Here is a 22,997-nt window from a genome sequence, read left to right as displayed (position 1 = left end):
TAGAAATATGCAGATGTGTAGCTCGTAAGATTAAGTTTTTATACTATAGGGTACAATGGTTAGATGACTTTACAAAAGCTTAATATTTTTTCTTTACATTTTCTTATAAGATATACATATCACCATTTACATAAGGAGGATTCGATAATTGAAAGAGAATTCAATTGCTATCATAGACCTCGGATCTAATTCGATTCAATTTGCTATCTATAACATTGAAAACAATTCTGTTCATACAGAGGAAGTAAAGCGAGTTAAAGTAGCTGCAAGACTTATCAGTTACATAGATAAGCAAGGAAATATCACAAGGGAAGGCATAGACTTAACATTACAAATTTTACAAGACTTCCAAAAAATCGGCGCAGAAAATGGCGTAAGCAGAATGATTGGCTTTGCCACTGCCGTGATTCGGAATGCTGCTAACCAGGAAGAGGTTTTAGCAGAAATCCAACAGAAAACAGCTATTCCATTTTCTATTTTAAGCGGCTATGAAGAAGCCTATTTTGGTTATCTTGGCATCATTCAAGCAATCGACCTGCAGGATGGTATTACCATTGATATTGGTGGAGGAAGCACTGAAATCACTTTATTCCGAAATCGCCAATTAATTGAGTATTACAGCTTCCCATTCGGTGCAGTTAACTTAAATGAAAAATTCACAAAAGGTGAGATAGTCACAGCAGAGCAAATTGATAACCTACAAGCTTATCTGTCTGAACAACTGCAAACACTTCCGTGGTTATCTGCAGCTGGACTTCCTGTTATTGGAATTGGTGGCAGTGCTAAAAATCTATCCCGTATACATAAAGCGAAAGATAAGAAAAACTCTTTAAATATGTCAATAGAAGATATCGACAATGTATTCAAAGAATTATCCTCCTTAAGTGTGACGGAGCGTTCTGATATTAAAGGCTTATCTAAAAAAAGGAAAGATATTATCATACCAGCCATCCAAATTATCTCTACTTTAATGGAAATGACCAAGTCTCCCTACTTTGCTTATTGCACTCAATCAGTTAGAGATGGGTTCATTTATGACTTGCTTGAAAAAACGAATAATGCCTCTTAGAAAAAAACCACCGCACGTTTGTCCGGTGGTTTTCTACTGTTGTTTGTTCAATGGAAGGTCGAACAAGACATGCTGAAATTAGGAATTAAGTTCATTATAAGATAAAAATCCTTATCCATGTTTTAAGATTTTGTAAATTCTGTATATAATATGGTGATAAATCTGCTCTCTATACTATACTTCTAGCTTGAAGGATATATAGAATTCTTAACAAAACTACTAAGTAATCCGATATATTTTAAGATAGCTTTAAGCTAACTAACTACTTAATTTAAAGGAATGAGGAAGATAAGAGTGGAGCCTGCGACTGTTGACAAGCAAACTCAAGATCAGAAGAAAAAACAAGCCGCTCTCTATAAAGCAATATGGAGATGGCATTTTTATGCTGGGATAATTTTCGCGCCATTTTTAATTATTCTTGCAATCACTGGCTCTGTATACTTATTTAAGCCACAAATTGAACAGATGCTTTATCAGGATTTTTACGAAGTTAAACAGCAGAAAGAGCGAATAGCTCCGTCTGAACAGCTTGATATTGTGACAAATCATTACGCTGGAGCAGAGGTTACAAGCTATCGTCCTGGAGAACAAGCAACTCGTTCAAGTGAAGTAAATATCACCTACCAAACCGAGTCATTGACAGTTTTTATTGACCCATACAATGGTAGTATACTCGGTGAATTAAACAGCAATAATCGAGTTATGGATTTAATAGAAGAAATTCATGGTGAATTAATGGCAGGTACCACTGGTGATAGAATAGTAGAACTTGCCGCTTGCTGGGCAATTGTATTAATTGTAACTGGAATTTACTTATGGTTTCCGCAAAAGAAGAGAAGCTTTGCAGGTACCCTTATACCACGGTATACAAAAGGCAGCAGGGTCCTTAGAAGAGATCTACATGCTGTACCTGCTTTTTGGGTTACAGGTGGGTTGTTATTTCTTATTTTGACTGGGTTGCCTTGGTCAGGATTTTGGGGAACAAACTTTCAAGCTTTAGTAACAAATACAGGAGAAGGCTATCCTCCATCTGTGTGGGTTGGAGCTGCACCGACATCTAATATAAAAACAAAAGATATTGCAGAGGTCCCTTGGGCTGCTGAAACTTTGGATGTACCAAAATCAAAGCTTGAAGGCTTCATCCCTGTTTCTATTGACGATATAGTCGAAATTGCTGAGCGGGAGGGAATGCATCCAAGCTATTCTGTTATTTTCCCCTCCTCAAAAGAAGGTGTTTACACTCTGTCTGCTTTTCCGCCAAAAGCAAAGGATGAAGCAACCATCCATATCGACCAATATACTGGAGCGGTCTTAGCCGATTATCGCTATGATAATTACGGCCTTATCGGCAAGATAGTTGCTGTCGGGATTACTTTGCATAAAGGAACAGAACTCGGCTTCCTTAATCAATTAGTTAGCCTCCTTATTTGTCTTGGTACTCTTTTAGTAGCTTTCACAGGTGTTTATATGTGGTGGAAACGCAAGCCTAACACAGGATTAGGAGCTCCAAAAGCACCAAAGATAAAAAATATGAAACCTCTGCTCTTCCTGCTTATTATTTTAGGAATATTGTTTCCTTTAGTAGGCTTATCACTTATCTTTGTTTGGCTTATTGACTGGTTGATTATTCAAAGAATGCCTAAAGCTAAAAGGTTTCTAAATGCATAAAAGGTGGCTTGTTTCGTGAAAAAAACATTATTAGTCCTATTATTAGCTTGTTTTATATGCCTGCTGTTGAGTGCCTGCTCCCTTCTTAAACAGGATGCCGCTTCCCTTTATAAAAAAGAAGCATCTCTTGAAGCCGAAATAGCTCTTCCTGCTTCCATAAAAGCAAATGCAGTGGCTGAGATAAAAGTTACCCTTCATCAAAATGGCGAAGAAGTTAATAATGCTGACTATGTACATTTTGAAGTATGGAAGCAAGATGGCTCTGCCGAAAGAATTATGGAAGAGGCGGAGAAACAAGGCAATGGCGTCTATAGCATAAAAAAGATTTTAAGCAGTGATGGTCTTTATTATGTAAAAGTGCATGCAAGCTATAATGACTCTATCATTATGCCGCAAAAGCAATTTATTGTTGGTGAGCTTTCTGAAGGTGATTTAAACTACTTACAGAAGAATCTTCCAAAGCAAGAGGAAAATCATGAGCACCATCATTAATGTTTCAGAAAAAAGAGCTGAGTAGCTCTTTTTTCTTTTCCCCTCCAACCTAAATTTAATTCTATTAGCCTATTTAATTAACTAAAAAAAGATTGCGTTACGGAAATATTGTCCATATAATAGGGAAATGAAAATGATAATGATTTTCATTATTAGTAATTAAGAAAAGGAAAAGGCTACTTATATGTTGCAAACCCCTCATCTAAAACATTTAAATAATCGTTTACACAACATGTGGAGGCTACTATTATTCATTTTCTTCCTAGCTGGATTAATTGTTACATTAGTAACAGCAGTTTCTTTCGGAGCAAAGGATATCACCTTTCATCATGTTTGGACAGCGATTTTCAACTATGATTCCTCACTTACTGAACAGCAAATCATTTATGAACTGCGACTACCGAGAGTGATTGGTGCTGCCATTGTCGGAGCTGCTTTTGCTGTTGCCGGAGCACTTATGCAAGGCGTAACACGTAATCCTTTAGCAGATGCAGGGGTACTTGGCATTAACGCAGGAGCGATGTTTGTTGTAACTCTATGCTTTGCCTTTGTTCCGAGCATCTCCTACTCGCTATTAATGGTATTTTCCTTTATTGGGGCTGCCCTTAGTACACTATTAATCTTTATAATGGGTGCTTCTGTTCCTGGCGGCCTGACCCCAATGAGATTAACCGTATCAGGAGCAGTGATTGCTGCTCTATTGCACTCTTTAAGTGCAGGCATCGCGATATACTTCGATTTAAGCCAAGATCTTGCCTTTTGGTATGCAGGAGGGGTTGCAGGCATTAAATGGGACCAATTGAAGGTGCTAGTTCCTGTGATTGTGCTCACAATTATATGGGCTGTTAGCATGGGACGCTCTATATCCCTTATTGCAATAGGTGAAGAAACCGCCATGAATCTCGGCATAAAAGTGAATCTGATTAAACTCCTATCCATCATTGCCGCAGTCATTTTGGCAGGCGTATCTGTGTCGGCTGTCGGTTCTATCGGATTTATCGGACTAGTTATTCCACATATTGCTCGCAAGCTTGTAGGCTCTGACTATAGTTTTATCATTCCAATGTCAGCCTTGCTAGGGGCAATTCTCTTAATGCTTGCCGATTTAGGAGCACGTACTGTTAATCCTCCGCGAGAATTGGCAATAGGGATAATAGTCGCTGCAGTAGGTGTTCCTTTCTTTCTTTATACAGCACGTAAGGTTGGGAGGGATTTATAGATGAAAGCAAACTTACGCAGCTCTAAAACCCTTACAGTCGCTCTCGCGTTAGTTCTTATAAATGTTATCGTCATTTTAATCAGTTTGAATACAGGCTCACTGCGGATTGCACCACTTGAAGTAGTGCGAACTTTGCTTGGGTTTGGTGATAACAAATCCTCACTTGTGCTGTTTGACTATCGCCTGCCTCGCATCATCATTACAATGTTGGCAGGCATAGGTCTTGGTATATCAGGTGCAATTCTGCAGGGCGTATCAAGGAATCCATTGGCAGACCCAGGCGTTATCGGATTACATGCAGGTGCTTCATTTGGGCTAATCATGTTTGTCACCTATTTTCATTCCTTGAACGATAAAGCCGCATTGCTTATTCCATTATTCACTTTTATTGGTGGATGCTTGACGGCATTTATCATCATCTTACTTACATATGATCGCTATAAAGGGATACTGCCAATTCGACTCATCCTTGTCGGGATTGCGATAGCAGCCTGCTTTAATGCTATCACCTTGTTTCTGTCCCTGCGTCTTGATGAGGATACATACACATTTGCATCAAGGTGGCTAGTCGGCAATGTTTGGGGCAGGGATTGGATACATGTTATCGCACTACTACCATGGATTGTTATATTGACCCCTATAGGCATTCTGCAATCACGAAAGCTAGATGCTTTATCTTTTGGAGACAGTACGGCGGTGGGGCTCGGTGTTTCTGTGCTCCGCACTCGCTTGAGCATGCTAGCAATTGCTGTTGCCTTATCCAGTGCAAGTGTAGCAATGGTTGGAGGGATTGGCTTTATAGGGCTCGTGGCCCCCCATCTTGCACGCCGTTTAGTCGGACCTAGACATCAGCATTTTCTTCCTGTCGCAGGGCTTCTCGGTATGGTCATACTTGTCTTATCGGATACTGTTGGGCGTTCGATCTTTCAACCAAATGCGATACCAGCTGGGATTGTTGTAGCAGCGATAGGCGGACCTTATTTTCTTTACTTATTAACAAAAACAAAATAATTCACCGAGGAGAACACAATGAACAAGCAACTACTTATGGTATTCACAGCAATGCTGTTATTAATTCTTGCTGCTTGCGGACAAACATCCTCAACTGACAGTAAGGCAAGTGACACTAAAACAGAAAAAGACGAACCAAAAATCGCGTCTCTTTCAATCCATCTTACAAATGACCTCCTTGCATTAGGAATAACTCCTGTCGGCTCTGTTGTCGGCGGTGAGCTAAATGATTTTCTTCCACATGTTAAGAATCGATTAAAGAATTCAACAAAGCTTGGTCCTGCAAAAGACCCTGATATGGAAGCAGTTATCGCCTTAGATCCTTCTGTCATATATATTGATGAAGGAATTTCAGGGGAGGATATTTCAAAATTCAAAGACATTGCTCCAACAGAAAGCTTTAACCTTGATGAGGGAACTTGGCGCGATCATTTGAAGGCAATCGGCAAGCTCGTCGACCGCACCCAGGAAGCGGAAGATTTCATTGCAGACTATGAAAGCCTGACAAGTGAAGTGAAAACATTGGCTACTGATGAACTTGGGGAAAACAGTAAAGTTATGGCTATCCGTGTAACTGCTAAAGAGCTTCGTGTATTTACGACAAAACGTCCACTTGGCCCAATACTATTTGATGATTTAGGATTTAAGCCAGCAGCAGGAATAGAAGAATTAGATTCCACACAGCCATATGAAGTCATTTCCCAGGAAGTTTTACCTGATTTCGATGCTGATGCTATTTTTGTCGTTGTAAACAGTGACGACAAAGCCCAAACAGCCTTCAAGCAGCTCGAAGAATCCCCAATTTATCAAGGTTTAAATGCTGTCAAAAACAAGCATGTTTATGTTGTTTCCGATCAGCCTTGGCTTGACTACTCAGCACTCGGTAACAAGCTTGCAATGGAGGAAGCTAAGAAGCTGTTTTCGAAGTAAACAGTAAAAAATCCTATGGATATCCATAGGATTTTTTTTTGCTTTTGTATAAATATTTTTGGGAATTACTTAAACATTTTTAAGCCCCCGGAACCATTAGCCTCCTCCAGCTCTCGAGCCAACAGCTGTTTATCCAGCAGCTTGAAGAATGGCATGTAGATTAGGAAGCCAACAAGAAGCAGGACAATTTGCAGAACCATTCCACTTACACCCGAAACTAAGTAACCACTGATGAACAATGGTGTAGTCCATGGGATGATGACACCGCTTGTTGCTGATACAAGCCCTGTGCTCATTGCAGTGAATGAAATAACAGCAGAGATTGGTGTCATAATCAACCAAGGGATAAACATGATTGGGTTCAATACAATAGATAAACCAAAGATGATTGGCTCATTGATATTAAAGATGCTGGCAGGCAATGCAAGCAAACCAAGTGTTTTTAAATGCTTTGATTTGGAAAATAGTGTCATACACAATGCTAATGCAATGGTAGAACCAGAGCCACCTATTTGCATGTATATCTCTTTAAACTGCTTCGTGATGATATGAGGCAATTCATGTCCTTGCTGGAAAGCGTTCAAGTTCTCTGCAGATAAACCAAGCCAAATCGGATCCATAATAGCGTTTACAATTGCATTACCATGAAGTCCGAAGAACCAAAGCAGCTGGCCGATTACCTCAGCGATAATAATGGAAATAAGACTATCTCCTAAACCTAATAACGGCATTTGTACAATATGGTATATAAATTGATGAATATCCTTGTATGGTGTAAAGCTGAATCCAATTTGCGATGCAAGAACAATCGCAGCAATCAGCCCTACAGGAATTAAGGATGAAAATGATCTGATAACGCCTGGCGGAACTCCTTCAGGCATTTTTGGCCCGATACCAAACTCGTAAAATTTCTTATATAAACGAGTTGCAACTAGTGCAATTAAAATTGAAACAAACATACCTTTTGTTCCTAGCCATTCCAATCCAAAGCTTCCATCTGTCACAGTTGTTAAAATAATAAAGGACATAACTGAGGACATAATTGGAAAAATCGGTTCCATGTCCAGTTGTTTTGCATATTGATATGCAACATTAATAAGCGTAAAAAGACCTATAATACCAAATGTAGCATCTGTTACCTTCGTTAATGTTGATTGGAATTTTTCCCCGAATATGCCAATCATCCATTCACTATATCCAGGAATAGGCAAATAAGCAACCAAGAGGAATAAGGAACCGACAATCAAAAATGGCATGATTGTTATCATTGAATCCTTTATGGCATTTAAAGGCTTATTGCTGCTAATTCTCGTTGCTAGTGGAACTAGTTTACTTTCTAGTTTGGAAAGCAAATTATTCATCATAATCTCCCCTTGGTAAATTTCTTTCCTGCATTGATGACCATAATCTTTCAACAAGCTCATGAATAAGAATCATTAATGGCAGCTGGTTCTCCCTATCAACCGTTTTTGATGCCGTTTTAATATCAAGATTATGAAAAAGACCATAATCTGCAATTCTTGCCAGAGATGAATTCTTTTTTGTTATCGCAAAGATTGGGACCTTATTAGTGACCTTTAACAAATGCTGTGTAAGCAGATGATTTTCGCCTGTATTGCTTATGGCAATAATAATTGATTTGTCAGGAATCGTTTCTGCAACTTGGATAAATTCATATTCATCTTCAACAATTCTTGTAAAATACCCTAGATTAGTAAGCTGTCTCGACAGAAAGCTTGCCGCAATCGTACTTGCTTGTGTTGCATATAAAATCACTATGTTTGACTGCTCAAATACTGTAATGTTTCCAGGAGTGAAATCATTGTCAAATTCCTTAAGAAGCAGTTCGACCATTTGCAAGGTAGGATTCAACTCCTTCATTTTTTCTTGTTTGCTTTTTATCAAAAAATGCTTATATTCCACAATGCCAGTAAATCCTAATTTTTTGCACACCCTAAATATTGTCGGTTTGCTGACAAACATCTCTTTTGCTAAAGTATCTGCTGAAAGCTGGATCACTTTGTCTGGATGCTTGACCATAAATTCATAGGCCTGTTTTTCAATTTCGCTAAACTCTGCTAAGTTCACTTTGATAGACAAAGTTAATCATTCCTTTAAAAGGTCTTTTAAATTATTTTAAGAGAAATCATTGTTTTTTATAGCTTCTTTTATCCAGTTACCAGACTTTTTAATCGTTCTCTCCGTATTATCAAGATTTAATGATACAAGACCATATCTGTTTTTATAAGCATTCGTCCATGACCAGTTATCGACAAATGTCCATAGGTGATAGCCAAAGCAATTAGATCCTTCATCAATAGCCTTTGCCAGCCATCCCAAATGCTCCTTGATGAAATCAATTCGATAATCATCTTCAATGAAGCCATCCTTGTTTTTAAATCTTTCCTCACCTTGCACACCCATGCCGTTTTCCGAAACATACCACTTAATATTGCCATATTCATTTTTCACACGCATGGCAATATCGTATAAGGCTTTCGGATATATTTCCCAACCTCTATATTCATTCATTCTTCTGTTCGGCATTTCATATGGATCATAATACCATTCTGGTGTGAAGGGTGAAAATGGGTTCGGCATACTATCCCTAGCTTTAACGCGCATCGGCTGATAGTAATTGATGCCGATAAAGTCTACTGTATTTTCTTTAATTGCCTCTAAATCCTCTATATGATAATGAAACATACAGTCATGCTTTTTCAAGATGTTCAAATAATCTTGATCATATTCCCCTCTTACACATGGATCCATAAAAATTAAGTTAATAAACAAATCAGCAATCCTGCCTGCTTCCACGTCTGCAGGGTTTTCACTTCGAGGTATTGGTGGCAGCAAATCAACAACAATACCAAATTCACCACTATAGTTACCCTTACGGTATGCGCTTACAATTAATGAATGGGCAAGCAATATATGATAGTTTGCTTGAACATATGATTGCATACTCATTTCATTTGGATAAATAAGATTATGCCAATACGCTCCCTTTGTATAAGCTACAGGTTCATTAAAAGAAATCCAATACTTAACGCGATCCCCAAACAACGCAAACGCTGCCTCTGCAAACTTTACATACAGATCCACAACATGTCTGCTTTTGAAACCACCGTACTTTTGTTCCAGCTCATATGGCATGTCGAAATGAAACAGATTCATCATCGGTTCAATGCCATTTGCAATCATTTCGTCAATATAACGGTTGTAAAATTGAGCAGCCTCTTGATCGACTTCACCTGTTTCAAAGTCCTTAATTAACCTCGACCATTGAATTGACGTACGGAAGGAATTCAGGTTTAGCTCTTTCATTATGCTTACATCCTCCGTATATTGTTCGTACACATTGGAAGTCATTTCCGGCCCAACCTGGTTGTAAAACCTTTCTGGTTCTTTTTTATACCAATAATCCCATATAGAGTCATTTGTCTTATGTTTATATCCTTCACTTTGAGGACCACTTGAAGCAGTTCCCCATAAAAAATCTTTCGGAAATTGTATTTTATTCATGTTGTTGCACCTCCTATCACCACTATATTTTTCTGGAGGAGTTTTGTAAATGACTATAAGGCTTACTGTACTATCGTATTCTTTTTTGTACTCTTTTTAGAAGATATTGGCTCTGTTGCTCAGATAATCGCCATCCTCAGAAAATGATAGGTCTGGAAAATTTCGTTAATGTAATTTTTTGCTGCCAAGCTCAAATAACTAACAAAGAAGCTGCAAAATGCAGCTTCTTTAGCTTTAATTATAAATAAAATCTTATGTCATTAAGTACCTTTTCATTTTTTTATGATGATATTCAACGAAAGAATTAGAAGGTATTGGTTTACTATAATAATATCCTTGAATTTCATCACAATCCCATTCTTGCAAATACAGTAGTTGATCCTTTGTTTCAACACCTTCTGCGGTTACTTTGATATCAAGATTCTTAGCAACTGATACTAATGATTGAACGATAGCAGCATGGTTCTTATTGCTTGTAATATCTCTAATAAAGGATTGATCTATTTTAATTCTATCCAATGGAAATTTAGATAAGTACGTTAATGACGTATATCCGGTACCAAAATCATCCATAGTAATTTTAAAACCAATCTTTTTTAATTGATTGATTTTTTCTAATGTTAATTCGGTATTTTCAATAGCTAAACTTTCAGTTATCTCTAAATCTATTTTTTTTGGTGAAACGGAAAACTCTTTTACGCTTCTTAATAAAAACGGGATAAAATTATCGTCAATAAACTGTTTTGGTGAAATGTTTATTGACAAGTGCAAGTCAATTGGAGAAATTGTATTCCACTCTCTATACTGTCTAAAGGCTTTTCTAATTACCCAGTTACCTAACGGAATAATTAAATCTGTATCCTCTGCTAAAGGTATAAATTCTCCAGGGCTGATAAATCCCTTTTCGGGATGCGGCCAACGTATAAGAGCCTCAACACCAACAATATTCTCATCTTTTACACTGTGTTTAGGTTGATAATAGAGTTCAAACTGTTCCTCCTGTATAGAATTTTTGATTTCTTCGTACATCGTAATTTTCGAAAGCATATCATGCTCTAAGCATGATTCATATTCTGAATAGTTATTCCGTCCAGCTTTTTTGGCAGCATACATCGCCATATCGGCATGCTTTATTAACGTTTCACAATCGTCGCCATCATTTGGGTAATAAGAAACACCGATACTCAGTGTGATTTCTTTTTGCACACCTGCTATTTTAAAGGGGCGCTTCATATCTGTTTGAATATCTTTTATCAAACATTTAACTTCTGCTGAGCTTTTCATCTCAGTAAAGCAGATTAGAAATTCATCTCCACCAAGTCTTCCAATTAACCCTCTATCCTTAATGGTATTTTGGAACCTTTTTGCAATAAGGCTAAGCAATGTATCCCCAGCTGCATGACCAAGATGGTCATTAATGTCCTTGAACATATCAACATCAATTAAAATTGTCGCAAAATTAGTCCCCTTATTTATTTGCTCATCTACCTGTCCATAAATCCCACGACGATTCAACAGTCCTGTAAGCTCATCGTGATACGCTAAGAAGTTTACCTTATCTTGCACTTGATTTTGTTCTGTTACATCCTGGGCAATGACATATATACCTGTGATAGAATCATCTATTTTAATCTGTGTTGCTGTAATATTGAGATTTACACGTTGAGCATCTTTAGTGTAGATAAAGGTCTCAAAGCAGATACTGCTTCCTTTTATAACCTCATGAAGAAATGCCGTTAATCCTTCCGTTTCTTCTTTTAACACAAGGTCTGTTATTTTCAGCTGGAGAACCTCTCTTAATGTGTAACCAGTTAACGTTAAAGCAGAAGGATTTACTTCTTTGAAATTCCCTTCCAAATCTAAAATAAAAATCGCATCCGGATTATACTGAAATAATGATCTGAATTGCTGTTCATTTATTTTAAGTTTCATATTTTGATTCTCTACTGTACCATTCTGATAAATCATTTGGTTTTCAATATAATTAATCGTTATGATAAATAATACAAGTAAACTGATAATAGAGACCATAACGATAGAGAAACCTGCAGCTTGGAATAAACTTTGTATAAACATGTAGATGGTTGAACCAAAAGAAATACTGAATACCGTAAAGAAAATGGAACTCTTCGTATAAGTTATTCCCCTATTAATCATTAATTGATCTATATGAAGATGCTCAATAATTCGCGCTATATTATAAATAGAGGTTGTTAAAAGTGTAACAGAATAAAAAACATTAATATTATTTAAATATAAAGGAATGGAGTAAACTCTATCTAATAAATAAACAATATAAAGTAAGATAAATGCAGCAACCACAACACTCAATACTAAATAAGGAATAATCCCCTTCTTTTTGTTTGTATTATACCTAGATGGCTTAACCGCAACCTTTCCAATAGTACTCAGCAGCAAAAAACTTACAAAACAGAATAAAATTGTATATACAGTATTTTTAAAAGTAAGCAGTAAACTTACTTTCGACAATTCCATAGCTCTTATACTTAATAGACCTATATAAGGAATAATAGAAATGATAAAACCACATATAATAGCTAAAAATAAAGTATATAATGCTTCATGCATTTTCTTCCCTGCAACTGTTGTAGTTACAAACATATTTATATTTAGCAACGGCACACAAATAATACAACATAGAAAAATACAAAATTGGATTAATCATAACTAACCTCCCACTAAAGACCCGAACACACTACTTTAGACCTATTATATATTGCAACTAATCAAGAAAGGAAGATATACGCATTTGTTAATGTTTGACAATCAGTTAACACCTTCAGAGGAGTATATTTGTGTATAGATCTTATTTTTCTATCACCAATTTCTTACTTTCAAAGTAATAAAAAATAACAAAGAGCTTCCTTCATTCCAGAAAAATTATAGTTCAATTTACCCATTTCCTCCTTCAGTTAAACTTAGTGTTACAATAAACCACCTGTAAAACTATTTGTATTTTCAAAAAAATGAGGTAACATTTACTTATCACATAGAACAAAGGGGAATATTAAATGATTGTTAGAGAGATAGAACATCAAGACAATGAAACAATAGCTGCCATCATCCGTCATTCACTTGAGTCTGTCGGTTTAAATATTAAAGGCACTGCTTATTTTGATCCATCTTTAGATAATTTGACCTCTTACTACAATTCGTTGGAATCTGCTGCCTACTGGGTGGCAATACATGATGGTGAAGTGGTCGGCGGCATAGGAATAGCCCCTTTCAATGAAGAAAGCAGGACCTGTGAATTACAAAAGCTGTATTTAAGCTCTAAAGCCCAAGGAAAAGGCTATGCTAACCTTCTGATGGAAACTGCCTTGGACTTTGCTGCAAAGCATTATAATAATTGCTATTTGGAGACACGCCAACAATTAAAGGCTGCGTGTGCTCTCTATGAAAAGTTTGAATTTGAGCTATTAGCGAAGCCATTAGATGGGTCAGAGCACTCAGCGATGGATGCATGGTACATAAAGAAGCTTAATTAGGCTTAACACTCACGACAGTTGCAAATATTAGCAGCTGTCGTTTATTTTGCCTTCATACAAAACAAAAAAGCAGCCAATGGCTGCTTTCCAATTAATTATTCAATTTACTATTTTTCCTTGAAAATACGAAGTAAATGACCGTTCCAACTGCCAGCCAAATAACAAAAGCAATCCAAGTAATTCCTGGCAAGCTGATTGCTAAACCAATACAAAGAAGGGCACTGATGATTGGCAATGCAGGTACGAATGGTACCCGGAAGGAACCTTTAAGCTCAGGGAATTTTTTACGCAATACAATAATCGCGATTGAAATTAACGTAAAGGCTGCCAATGTCCCCATGTTTACTAAATGAGCCAGTGTAGACAAATCTACAAAACCAGCGATACATGCAGCAATAATTCCTGTCAGCCATGTATTTTTGAATGGTGTTTTTGTCTTATTGTTTACAGAAGAAAGCATCTTCGGAAGAAGACCATCACGGCTCATTGCATAGCTTAAACGCACTTGTGCGTAAATCAACGCTAGAATAACTGTTGTAATCCCCATTACTGCCCCAATCGATATAATCCCTGCAATCGCATCTTGTCCTACTGATTCTAATGCAAGTGACACTGGCGCTCCTACACCAAGTTGTGTGAATGGAATCATTCCAGTTAAGACAGCTGATACCGCAATATATAATACTGTACAAATTGCCAGTGACCCGATAATACCAATAGGCATTGTTTTGCCTGGGTTTTTCACTTCTTCAGAAGCTGTTGCGATAACATCAAAGCCGATATATGCAAAGAAAACAGTTGCCGCTCCGGTAATTACCCCATTGAAACCAAATGGCATGAATGGAGTCCAGTTATCTGGCTTCACATACCAAACACCGACAATAATGAATAATAGGATAACTGCTAGTTTAACGAAAACCATAATATTGTTGAACTTAATACTTTCTTTTACACCTTTTGAGACCAATGCAGTGATGGCTAAAATAATAAGCATCGCCGGAAGGTCGACAAGCCCACCTTTACCTACTCCTGGAGCTGACGTAATGCTTGCTGGCAAGTTAATATTAAAGCCTGCGATCAAGGACTGGAAGTAAGCTGACCAGCCTGTTGCAACTGCTGCTATGGCGAGAACATATTCCATCATCAAATCCCAGCCAATTAAAAAGGCAAATAACTCACCTAGTGTTGCATAAGTGTATGTGTACACACTACCCGACAGCGGTACTGCAGACGAAAATTCTGCATAACAAAATGCTGCAAGTGCACAAGCGATACCTGCAAGTACAAAGGAAAGAATAATGGCTGGACCTGCACTTTCCGCTGCTACAACTCCTGTTACAACGAAAATACCTGTACCAATTACACAGCCGACACCCAAAAAGATGAGATCCATAATACCCATCGATCGGCTCAGCGTTTTATTTTGAGATTGCGAAATCATCACATTCACAGATTTTCTACGAAAAAGTTGACTCAAAGCTGTAATCCTCCCAGAATGTTAATTAAAATTAAAATTTTCAAACAATTTATTCTAAATTAGGTATACTCTCTTAATTGCTCGAAATTTTTACTCCGCTGATTATAAAAGGTATAAATACATTATGTCAATGGAAGTTTTCTTGTATTTTTCACTTTCTCCAAAACATTACTTTAATACAATAGTATTAGTACTTTCTCCTATTATTTCCGTATGTTTACTAACCTTATATATGTCCTACTAGATTATGTGCTAGTAACTTGTTGGGGATTTCACATTATAATAGTAGTAATTAATACTTTCCTATAGCAGAAAAACTGTTTCATAAGCATCCTCGACTTTGTTATTCTTCTATAACTTATCCTTCGAAAAACTTTCTTTATTTTTTTATCTTTAAATAAAAGATGAGGCTGGGACAAAACAAAAGATAAGCTTTTTAAACACGCATAATAGAATTACATCTAAATTGGAAAAATGAAGCTTGTGACTAAATAGAATATGGAGTTAAAATTAGTTCGTTTCATTGCGCGCTCGTCCTCGCGCTTTCCGCGGGGAGGAAGCTGAGCCTCCTCGTCTTCGCCTGCGGGGTCTCATCCTTTCCTCTATTTCCCTTAGTAGTCGAGTGGCCTCCGCTCCATTCCACTAAGTTTTCTAATCAGTGTATTAAAACTAAAAAACAAAAAAAGCCGAACTATTTAATCATGGTCGATTAAGTAGTTCGGTCTTTACGCTGGTTCACTTACTTATGTCCCAGCCTCAATATCGATTAGCTTCTTGGAAAATCTCTCGGCAATGAAAATCCTCTGCCGATTATATCTGAAGCATTTAAGAAAATTACAAAGGAACTATTGTCGCTTCTTTGAATTAGTTCTTTTAAATATACAGCCTCAGATTGTTCTACTACACTGAATAGTAATGCTTTCTTCTGATTGCTGTACCCTCCTTCAGACCAAACCTTCGTGAAGCCTCTATCAATTTCATTACGAATTAAATCTGTAATTTTCTGTTCGTTTTCAGTCACTATTAAGACAAGCTTAGAAGTGGATGAGCGAAGTTGGACGACATCTATTGATTTTCCAATGATGAACATGGCTATCATTCCATATAGTGCTCTTTCAAAATCAAAAACGAACATGGCTACTATAACGATACAGCCGTCAATCAAAAATTGGGAATAACCACTCGACAAACGAGTATATTTTTTAATGAGCTGTCCAAATATTGTTGTCCCACCAGTAGAGCCTTTACCACGGAATACAAGACCAATCCCGATTCCGCTAAGTATTCCCCCGTAAATAGAAGCCAGCAATGGATCTTCTACTGAAAACGGCAAATAAGATGTCAGCCAAATAAATGTTGGCAGCAGCGTAGTTCCAACAAAGGTGCGGATGCTGAAATCTTTACCAAGAAGAAAATAGCCTAATACAAATGTAGGAATATTGATTGCCCATTGCACAACTGCTGGGCTCCAGCCATTCAGTTTGTTCAAAATGATACTTATTCCTGCTACTCCTCCTGCCGTGATAGATGCAGGCAATAGAAAAATATTAAATGCCAACCCTACTAAAAATGTTCCAAGAATAATTAAACTATAAGAACGAAATTCTTGCTTACTTTGCATTATGTTAAAATCCTTTCTTATACTGAATATAAGGTTTAATAATAACCGAACAATAGATTTCCGACAATAGAGAAAAATAATGTCAGAAAATATAACAAGTTACTAGACAATTTAGAAAAGTTTCAAAATGACAAAAATCGTCTGTTGACTGAATTCGAAATTAATTATAAAATGGAGAAAATTAAGAAAACGAAACGCTAGGATTGGGAGTATTAAGGGATATTTATTGCTTAGAGAGCTGTCGGCTGGTGAAAGACAGACAATAAACTCCCCCAACTCGCCCAGGAGTGGTAAGGCTGAAATGTAAGTCTTAACGGCTGACTGCCGTAATCAAGTCGTAAAGTGGGTTCATCTTATTTCTATTTAAGGTGAATCAAAAAGAGTGGTACCACGAAGGTAAAGCCTGTCGTCTCTTATAGAGACAACGGGCTTTTTTTATTTTCCTTACAAAGATTCTCCCTATTAAATTAATCCAAAAAGGTGGTCAGTAGTGATGAAAAATACCGAAAAATATTCCAGAGGTTATTTTACCCCTCCCGCAAAAAGTTTGAAATGGACAGAGAAGGAGTACATTGAAGCAGCTCCAACATGGTGCAGCGTGGATCTTCGTGATGGCAACCAAGCGCTAATTGTACCAATGAGCCTAGAAGAAAAACTGGAATATTTTCAATTGCTATTGGAAGTAGGCTTCAAGGAAATTGAAGTTGGTTTTCCGGCAGCATCTGATACAGAATATGCCTTTTTGCGGACATTAATTGAACAAAACTTGATTCCAGAGGATGTAACAATCCAAGTGCTGACACAATCAAGAGAGCATATTATTAAAAAGACGTTTGAATCTCTTAAAGGTGTTAATAAAGCAGTCGTCCATCTGTACAACTCCACATCTGTTGCACAGCGGGAACAGGTTTTCCAAAAGTCAGAACAAGAAATAATAGATATTGCCGTTACTGGTGCTGAGCTATTGAAAAAATACGCAGCAGAAACAGAAGGCAACTTCCAGTTTCAATATTCTCCAGAAAGCTTCACAGGAACAGAAATGGAATTTGCACTAAACATCTGTAACAGTGTACTAGACATCTGGCAGCCAACTTTGGAAAACAAGGTTATCATCAACTTACCAGCAACAGTATCCATGTCAATGCCACATGTTTATGCAAGCCAAATCGAATACATGAGTGAGCACTTAAGCTTTCGGGACAACGTCATTCTATCGCTTCATCCACATAATGACAGAGGTACAGGTGTTGCAGATGCCGAGCTTGGAGTCCTTGCAGGCGCACAAAGGGTGGAAGGAACATTGTTCGGAAATGGGGAAAGAACAGGAAATGTTGACATTGTCACACTTGCACTGAATATGTATTCACACGGCGTAGAGCCGAATTTGAATTTCAATAATATTCCTGGCATCCTAGCAAAATACGAAAAATTGACAAGAATGAGGGTTCCTGAAAGACATCCGTATGGTGGTGAGCTTGTCTTTACAGCATTCTCAGGCTCCCATCAGGATGCAATTGCTAAAGGCATGAAATGGCGTGAGGAAAAGAATCGCGATTATTGGACAGTGCCTTACCTATTAATTGATCCTAAGGATATTGGCAGACAATATGAAGGAGATATTATCCGCATTAACAGCCAATCCGGTAAAGGTGGCATCGGTTATATCCTTAAACAAAATTATGGTCTTGATCTTCCTGCTAAAATGCGTGAAAGCTTTGGATATGCTGTTAAAAAAGTATCCGATAACCTTCATAAGGAGCTTATGCCTGACGAAATTCATGATATCTTCCTGAATGAATATGTCAATATAGATGCTCCAGTTGAATTCATTGAATATCAATTCTCGCAAAAGAACAGCTATGACACAACAGTGGCAGTGAAAAAGGACAATACTGTCCATGAATATAGTGGCAAAGGGAACGGAAGACTTGACGCTATCAGTAATGCCCTGCAATCGTCATTGGGTATCCAATACAAGGATTTAGTTTATACAGAGCATGCCCTTGAAACAGGTTCTGAGTCAAAAGCCGTTTCTTACGTTGGATTTACAGCCGCAAACGGCTCCATTTACTGGGGATGTGGAATCGATGCAGACATTATGACATCCTCCATTAAAGCCCTGTTCAGTGCCGTTAACAATATGGTCAGAAGTGAACAGCCTGCTGCAGAGCAAGGATATTCCTTGTCTAAATAATAAAGGAATTTAGAACCCTGTTTATGCAGGGTTCTTTATGTTTCATTAAACTATGTTAATATTATTAAGTGGATGGGGAACTCATTGCTTCCCAATAATCCACATGTTAAACAGCAACAGTATCTTAAAGGAGGAACATATGATAAAAGGAATCATTTTCGACTTTGATGGGCTTATTTTTGACACAGAAACACATCAGTATCACTTACTGCAAGAGCTATTTACAGAACACAGCTGTGAATTGCCTTTAGAATTATGGCAAAAAGAAATAGGCACACACACAGATTTCTCCCCATTTGTTTACCTGGAAGAACAGGCTAAAAGAAAACTCGACTTAAAAATTTTAGAAACAGCTTTTCAAGAAAACTTTCTTCGCAAGCTCGAACTGGAAAAAGAAAGACCTGGTGTTAAAGATTATCTTGATACAGCCAAATCATTAGGTTTGAAAATTGGTCTTGCTTCTAGCTCCAATTATGATTGGGTTTCCAAGCATCTAAAGAGATTAGGTTTATTTGATTATTTTGACTGCATCAAAACCTCTGACGATGTAGAAAAAGTAAAACCAGATCCAGCTTTATACATAGAAGCAGCCCGCTGCCTGGAGCTTCAGCCAAATGAATGCATAGCATTTGAAGATTCTGCTCACGGTGCACAAGCAGCTAAAACAGCAGGCTTGAATGTTGTTATTTTCCCAAATGAAGTGACAAATGCTATGCAATTCTGCGATGTGGATTACCGCTTTGATTCCATGATGGCAATGCCACTAGCTGATTTAATATCCAAATATAAGTAATATAAGAACCACAAAAAGGAATAACCTCACATGAGGCTATTCCTTTTTTATATTTAATTTTGCCTTACATTACCTACTGTTTAGTCACTATTTCCTTTTCCTTGCTGACAAAAAAATGATAAAGTGCCCCGTAAAGGTTTGCATCATTTCGGAACTTGCAAACTTCTATTTTCGGATTAGCCATATGAGGAGGATTAGCTGTCTTTATTTCCTCAATTGCCCATTTTGTTCTTTCAATTAAGATAGGCTGGGCACTGATTCCACCGCCTATTGCAAATATCTCCGGATCTAAAATATATTGCAGGTTCAATATTTGGGAAGCTAGATAAAAACAAAACTCATTGAATATTTCATTAGCTTCTTCATCCTGATTGTTTATGTATTCAAATACGGCTTCGCCATCTGTTGGATCATCAAGCTGCTTTGCTTCTCCGATAAGACGCACCATTCGGACTGCCGAACAATCGGAGCCAAAAAACTGTGCTTTCCTGCTTGTCATGTCTATTTTATCCATCACAAAGCTCATTTCACCAGCAGATAGATTCACTCCACGATGCAGTTTGCCGTCAACAACAATACCACCGCCTACACCGCTTCCAAGCACTAATACGACTGCATCCTTGGCACCCTTAATACTTCCAAGCCACAATTCAGCTAAAGCGGCACACTTCCCGTCATTTTCAATGGAGACATCTTTTTCATACCTGTCCCCAATTCTTTTCGCAAGATTCACTTCATGAAGAAATGGAAAGGACCCTCCATAATAAATCATACCTGTATCTACATCTACCGTCCCTGGACAGCTTACAGCAATCCCTTTTACGGCCGATAAATCGTGTTCATCTAAAATTCCAAACAGAACCTCTTCAAAATCGTCCAAATTCGTTCGAGGAGCGGGCATTTTTCCTTTTGAAGAAATGTTCCCAGCAGTATCCATTAATGCATATTTAATAAACGTTCCACCGATATCAAGTACGAAATACATATATAATTCTCCTAGTCTTTTTGATGATTTTAATTGTGTTTATCTGAATAGTTGAAGTACTATAATATTTCGCCGCAGAAATGGGTTTTTCCTTTTTTAATGAATAGAATTCAATCCTTGCCAAAAAGTTTGGTTACTTATCCTCAAAGTAGCATACTTATAAACCTAGTTCCCTAACTCCTAAGCTATATATTTATCATAAAAAACACCTTGTGTTGTGAAAAGATAAGGACAAAGCCAAAGACTGCCTATCCCTAAAATAAAGCTGACAGCAATTCCCCATCCAATAAACCTAAGATTCAACATGAAGTACCTCCACTTATAACCGTGCATCCGCCTCCTGCTTTCTGCAAGTGCTTCAAATATCGTGTATTCGGGATGACCTTTAAGCAAATAAAACGCTTGAGAATAGGAGATTCCTTTAATAATACCTGGTATTACGAAAAGGAACGACCATAGAATTATGAGTACTATTTGAGCAATCGCTAATTTTATCATCTTTAAAACGAAAATTATATTATTGTACGGTTTGAATACTTCGCTAATCTGCGGTGAATTTCGCCTTGTTATATCAAAAAAAACCAGGTGATAGTAATAGATAATGGTATCAGCAGCAAAGACACCACTCCCCCTGCAAAGGAAAGTACTGTAGTTAATGGTAAATTAGAAGTCTCTCTTTCACGGGTATATCAAATAGAATGGTATAAATAAATTAATTGTAAAAAAAAATAATCAATACTAACACATAACCTATAGCTAAAATAAACCAAACTAACACAGCCACTCCCCAATTATTCTTCAATGCATCCAATGCTTCTTGTTTCATTATCTGCATCATTCACCTCAAATTCTTTTATGTTAATTTTATTGTTTCACTCCTACAACAAAGTTTCTTTTCTAAAACGTTCCATTTCACTAATACTAAGCATTATTGAACACAAAAAAGCCGAATGACCTAAATTAGTCACTCAGCGATTACCAATAATTTAAACATCCAATCATGCTTGGCTGGTTATTTTCCCCAATGCCTTCGCTAGTCTTTTGATACCAATAGGGATTTCCTCATCACTAGCTTTTCCATATGTAAGACGCATAAAGCCTGACTTTGTGCCAAGGATAGAGCCTGGTGTAAATATAACTCCTTCCTCTATTGACTGTTCCAATAGTTTAATTTCATCAATGCCCTTCTTTAACCTGCACCACAAGTGTATTCCGCCATGTGGAAAGAAATAATCAACTTGGTCTTGCAATAACTCTGTTATGCTCTTTATCATTTTATCTCTTTTTTGTTCGAGCCTAATTTTTAAGGATTGAATATGCGTTTCAAAGTATTCAGAACGAAGAAATTCATTGCCTAACCACTGTGAAAAGATAGAATGTCCAAAATCAAATTGCTGTTTAGCATCGGAAAGTCTTTCAATAACTGGCTGAGGTCCGATTACCCAGCCAATTCTAAAGCCTGATGCGGCAATTTTAGTTAAGGAGCTTATGTACAATACATTTCCATTTTCATCTAAAGACTTCAATGTTGCTGTATCTTCCCCTGTGTAGTTAAGGAGGCTGTATGGATCATCCTCCACAATCGGTATGCCAAATTCAGAGGACAGGTCTAATATTTTTTTTCGTTTTGCGACAGACAGCAATGTTCCTGTAGGATTTTGAAAAATAGGGTTAAGAAAAATCATTTTTATTTGGTGCTTTTTATGCAGGTCAATTAGGTCCTCTGGGTTAATACCATTTTTATTTATATCCAAATGGAACACATTCAGCCCTGCTGACTTGAATATCGGGAGACTGTAATGATAAGACGGATTTTCGATCACAACTGCATCTCCTGGCTTAAGCAAACACTCAATAATCAAGTGTATTGCCTGCTGTGCTCCTGAGGTAACGAGAATAGATTCTGGTTCGGCATTAATCCCTTTATATCGCTTCACATGCTCTCCAATCGTTTCTCTCAGGCCGATATTCCCTTGAGGATGATCATAGCCTAAATGCCCTGAAAATTCTCCAGATTTAATAATCTTACGAACATATTCATCTGGCATAAGTTCATCGGACAGCTCACCACTGGCAAAATTCACAAGACTTTCCTCTTCAGAAATATTCCTAATGCGCTGAGCAACAGGCATATTAGCCTGAAAAGACCCTCTTTCAATATACTTATTCCAGCTCGGAATCCGTTTTTTCGCCAGTCCCCATATATCCTTGCTGACAACCGTGCCACTGCCTCTTCTTTTTTCTACAAGTCCATTTGCCTCAAGCTCCGCATATGCAGCAACAATCGTACTACGATTAACCTTAAAAGCCTCTGCAAGCTTGCGCTCGGACGGCAATGGTTTATCAATCGGAAACAGTCCATTTTGGATGCCTTTTTCCATATAATCAGCAATTTGTTTATATACTGCCTTACTGTTATTTTTATCTGGTTTCCATTCCATCAATTAATTCTCCAGCTTAAATAGTTTTTTTATATACTTATCTTAATATATCACCCATTGTTT

At 37.4% G+C, this 22,997-nt stretch carries 18 protein-coding genes and 1 other annotated feature; of the genes, 9 read left to right on the top strand and 9 right to left on the bottom strand.

The window, feature by feature from the left end:
- Positions 1-148: 148 nt before the first annotated feature.
- The 6 genes from NQZ71_RS24085 (at position 149) to NQZ71_RS24060 (ending at position 6,389) form a co-directional block, all read left to right on the top strand.
- Positions 149-1,069 carry a Ppx/GppA phosphatase family protein gene (locus NQZ71_RS24085; RefSeq protein ID WP_144457666.1) on the top strand — a complete coding sequence of 307 codons (921 nt, stop codon included), beginning with the start codon at positions 149-151 and terminating at the stop codon, positions 1,067-1,069.
- Between the two features lie 294 nt (positions 1,070-1,363).
- Positions 1,364-2,737, top strand: a complete 1,374-nt coding sequence (locus NQZ71_RS24080) for a PepSY-associated TM helix domain-containing protein (protein ID WP_317011903.1) — start codon at positions 1,364-1,366, stop codon at positions 2,735-2,737.
- A gap of 15 nt (positions 2,738-2,752) precedes the next feature.
- Complete coding sequence (locus tag NQZ71_RS24075) at positions 2,753-3,229, top strand: FixH family protein (protein WP_317011902.1); 477 nt, start codon at positions 2,753-2,755, stop codon at positions 3,227-3,229.
- Positions 3,230-3,413: 184 nt separating this feature from the next.
- On the top strand, positions 3,414-4,448 hold the full coding sequence (locus NQZ71_RS24070) for a FecCD family ABC transporter permease (protein ID WP_394374141.1): 1,035 nt from the start codon (positions 3,414-3,416) through the stop codon (positions 4,446-4,448).
- Positions 4,449-5,459 carry a FecCD family ABC transporter permease gene (locus NQZ71_RS24065; protein WP_275008624.1) on the top strand — a complete coding sequence of 337 codons (1,011 nt, stop codon included), beginning with the start codon at positions 4,449-4,451 and terminating at the stop codon, positions 5,457-5,459.
- An 18-nt stretch (positions 5,460-5,477) separates the two neighbouring features.
- A complete protein-coding gene (locus NQZ71_RS24060) occupies positions 5,478-6,389 on the top strand; it encodes an ABC transporter substrate-binding protein (protein ID WP_275008623.1) in 912 nt (303 codons plus the stop codon).
- Positions 6,390-6,454: 65 nt separating this feature from the next.
- Here the strand turns inward: NQZ71_RS24060 and NQZ71_RS24055 are convergent, their stop codons facing one another.
- The 4 genes from NQZ71_RS24055 to NQZ71_RS24040 all read right to left on the bottom strand — a co-directional run bounded on the left by NQZ71_RS24055 (position 6,455) and on the right by NQZ71_RS24040 (position 12,503).
- The gene (locus NQZ71_RS24055) at positions 6,455-7,753 is read right to left on the bottom strand and encodes a PTS sugar transporter subunit IIC (protein ID WP_317011900.1); all 1,299 of its coding nucleotides are present in this window, start codon (positions 7,751-7,753) and stop codon (positions 6,455-6,457) included.
- On the bottom strand, positions 7,743-8,489 hold the full coding sequence (locus tag NQZ71_RS24050; protein WP_317011899.1) for a MurR/RpiR family transcriptional regulator: 747 nt from the start codon (positions 8,487-8,489) through the stop codon (positions 7,743-7,745). The genes NQZ71_RS24055 and NQZ71_RS24050 overlap by 11 nt, the downstream gene beginning before the upstream one ends.
- Before the next feature lie 36 nt (positions 8,490-8,525).
- Positions 8,526-9,914, bottom strand: coding sequence for a glycoside hydrolase family 1 protein (locus NQZ71_RS24045; RefSeq protein WP_317011898.1), 1,389 nt, complete (start codon positions 9,912-9,914; stop codon positions 8,526-8,528).
- A 252-nt stretch (positions 9,915-10,166) separates the two neighbouring features.
- Positions 10,167-12,503, bottom strand: a complete 2,337-nt coding sequence (locus NQZ71_RS24040; RefSeq protein ID WP_317011897.1) for a sensor domain-containing protein — start codon at positions 12,501-12,503, stop codon at positions 10,167-10,169.
- 443 nt (positions 12,504-12,946) lie between these two features.
- Between NQZ71_RS24040 and NQZ71_RS24035 the strand changes: the two genes are divergently transcribed.
- Positions 12,947-13,423, top strand: a complete 477-nt coding sequence (locus NQZ71_RS24035; protein WP_317011896.1) for a GNAT family N-acetyltransferase — start codon at positions 12,947-12,949, stop codon at positions 13,421-13,423.
- Positions 13,424-13,514: 91 nt separating this feature from the next.
- Here NQZ71_RS24035 and NQZ71_RS24030 read toward each other — a convergent pair whose 3' ends face one another.
- Positions 13,515-14,900 (bottom strand): branched-chain amino acid transporter BcaP, encoded by a 1,386-nt coding sequence (locus NQZ71_RS24030; protein ID WP_260054979.1) that lies wholly within the window; start codon positions 14,898-14,900, stop codon positions 13,515-13,517.
- Positions 14,901-15,666: 766 nt separating this feature from the next.
- Positions 15,667-16,521 carry a YitT family protein gene (locus NQZ71_RS24025; RefSeq protein ID WP_127738377.1) on the bottom strand — a complete coding sequence of 285 codons (855 nt, stop codon included), beginning with the start codon at positions 16,519-16,521 and terminating at the stop codon, positions 15,667-15,669.
- 190 nt (positions 16,522-16,711) lie between these two features.
- Positions 16,712-16,938, top strand: a binding site (T-box leader).
- A gap of 76 nt (positions 16,939-17,014) precedes the next feature.
- Between NQZ71_RS24025 and NQZ71_RS24020 the strand changes: the two genes are divergently transcribed.
- Together NQZ71_RS24020 and NQZ71_RS24015 are read left to right on the top strand one after the other, a co-directional pair.
- On the top strand, positions 17,015-18,715 hold the full coding sequence (locus NQZ71_RS24020) for a 2-isopropylmalate synthase (RefSeq protein WP_144457684.1): 1,701 nt from the start codon (positions 17,015-17,017) through the stop codon (positions 18,713-18,715).
- 139 nt (positions 18,716-18,854) lie between these two features.
- Positions 18,855-19,508, top strand: coding sequence for an HAD family hydrolase (locus NQZ71_RS24015; protein ID WP_144457686.1), 654 nt, complete (start codon positions 18,855-18,857; stop codon positions 19,506-19,508).
- Positions 19,509-19,581: 73 nt separating this feature from the next.
- Here the strand turns inward: NQZ71_RS24015 and NQZ71_RS24010 are convergent, their stop codons facing one another.
- The 3 genes from NQZ71_RS24010 to pdxR form a co-directional block, all read right to left on the bottom strand.
- Positions 19,582-20,493: an ROK family protein gene (locus NQZ71_RS24010; RefSeq protein WP_144457688.1), complete on the bottom strand. Its 912-nt coding sequence runs from the start codon at positions 20,491-20,493 to the stop codon at positions 19,582-19,584.
- A 180-nt stretch (positions 20,494-20,673) separates the two neighbouring features.
- The gene (locus NQZ71_RS24005; protein WP_317011895.1) at positions 20,674-20,991 is read right to left on the bottom strand and encodes a DUF975 family protein; all 318 of its coding nucleotides are present in this window, start codon (positions 20,989-20,991) and stop codon (positions 20,674-20,676) included.
- Positions 20,992-21,491: 500 nt separating this feature from the next.
- Positions 21,492-22,934 carry a MocR-like pyridoxine biosynthesis transcription factor PdxR gene (gene pdxR, locus NQZ71_RS24000; RefSeq protein ID WP_317011894.1) on the bottom strand — a complete coding sequence of 481 codons (1,443 nt, stop codon included), beginning with the start codon at positions 22,932-22,934 and terminating at the stop codon, positions 21,492-21,494.
- Between the last annotated feature and the right edge of the window lie 63 nt (positions 22,935-22,997).

Source organism: Niallia taxi, assembly GCF_032818155.1.
Lineage (GTDB): Bacteria > Bacillota > Bacilli > Bacillales > Cytobacillaceae > Niallia > Niallia taxi_A.
The sequence above is the reverse complement of the archived record's forward strand: the minus strand, read 5'-3'. Positions and strand labels throughout refer to the sequence as shown.

Excerpts from the sequence above, each read along its gene's own strand:
- NQZ71_RS24040 (WP_317011897.1), bottom strand. The coding sequence starts at position 12,503 with ATGCATGAAGCATTATATACTTTATTTTTAGCTATTATATGTGGTTTT.
- NQZ71_RS24015 (WP_144457686.1), top strand. The coding sequence starts at position 18,855 with ATGATAAAAGGAATCATTTTCGACTTTGATGGGCTTATTTTTGACACA.
- NQZ71_RS24035 (WP_317011896.1), top strand. The coding sequence starts at position 12,947 with ATGATTGTTAGAGAGATAGAACATCAAGACAATGAAACAATAGCTGCC.
- NQZ71_RS24025 (WP_127738377.1), bottom strand. The coding sequence starts at position 16,521 with ATGCAAAGTAAGCAAGAATTTCGTTCTTATAGTTTAATTATTCTTGGA.
- NQZ71_RS24010 (WP_144457688.1), bottom strand. The coding sequence starts at position 20,493 with ATGTATTTCGTACTTGATATCGGTGGAACGTTTATTAAATATGCATTA.
- NQZ71_RS24005 (WP_317011895.1), bottom strand. The coding sequence starts at position 20,991 with ATGATAAAATTAGCGATTGCTCAAATAGTACTCATAATTCTATGGTCG.
- NQZ71_RS24020 (WP_144457684.1), top strand. The coding sequence starts at position 17,015 with ATGAAAAATACCGAAAAATATTCCAGAGGTTATTTTACCCCTCCCGCA.
- NQZ71_RS24065 (WP_275008624.1), top strand. The coding sequence starts at position 4,449 with ATGAAAGCAAACTTACGCAGCTCTAAAACCCTTACAGTCGCTCTCGCG.
- NQZ71_RS24055 (WP_317011900.1), bottom strand. The coding sequence starts at position 7,753 with ATGATGAATAATTTGCTTTCCAAACTAGAAAGTAAACTAGTTCCACTA.
- NQZ71_RS24070 (WP_394374141.1), top strand. The coding sequence starts at position 3,414 with ATGTTGCAAACCCCTCATCTAAAACATTTAAATAATCGTTTACACAAC.
- pdxR (WP_317011894.1), bottom strand. The coding sequence starts at position 22,934 with ATGGAATGGAAACCAGATAAAAATAACAGTAAGGCAGTATATAAACAA.
- NQZ71_RS24045 (WP_317011898.1), bottom strand. The coding sequence starts at position 9,914 with ATGAATAAAATACAATTTCCGAAAGATTTTTTATGGGGAACTGCTTCA.
- NQZ71_RS24060 (WP_275008623.1), top strand. The coding sequence starts at position 5,478 with ATGAACAAGCAACTACTTATGGTATTCACAGCAATGCTGTTATTAATT.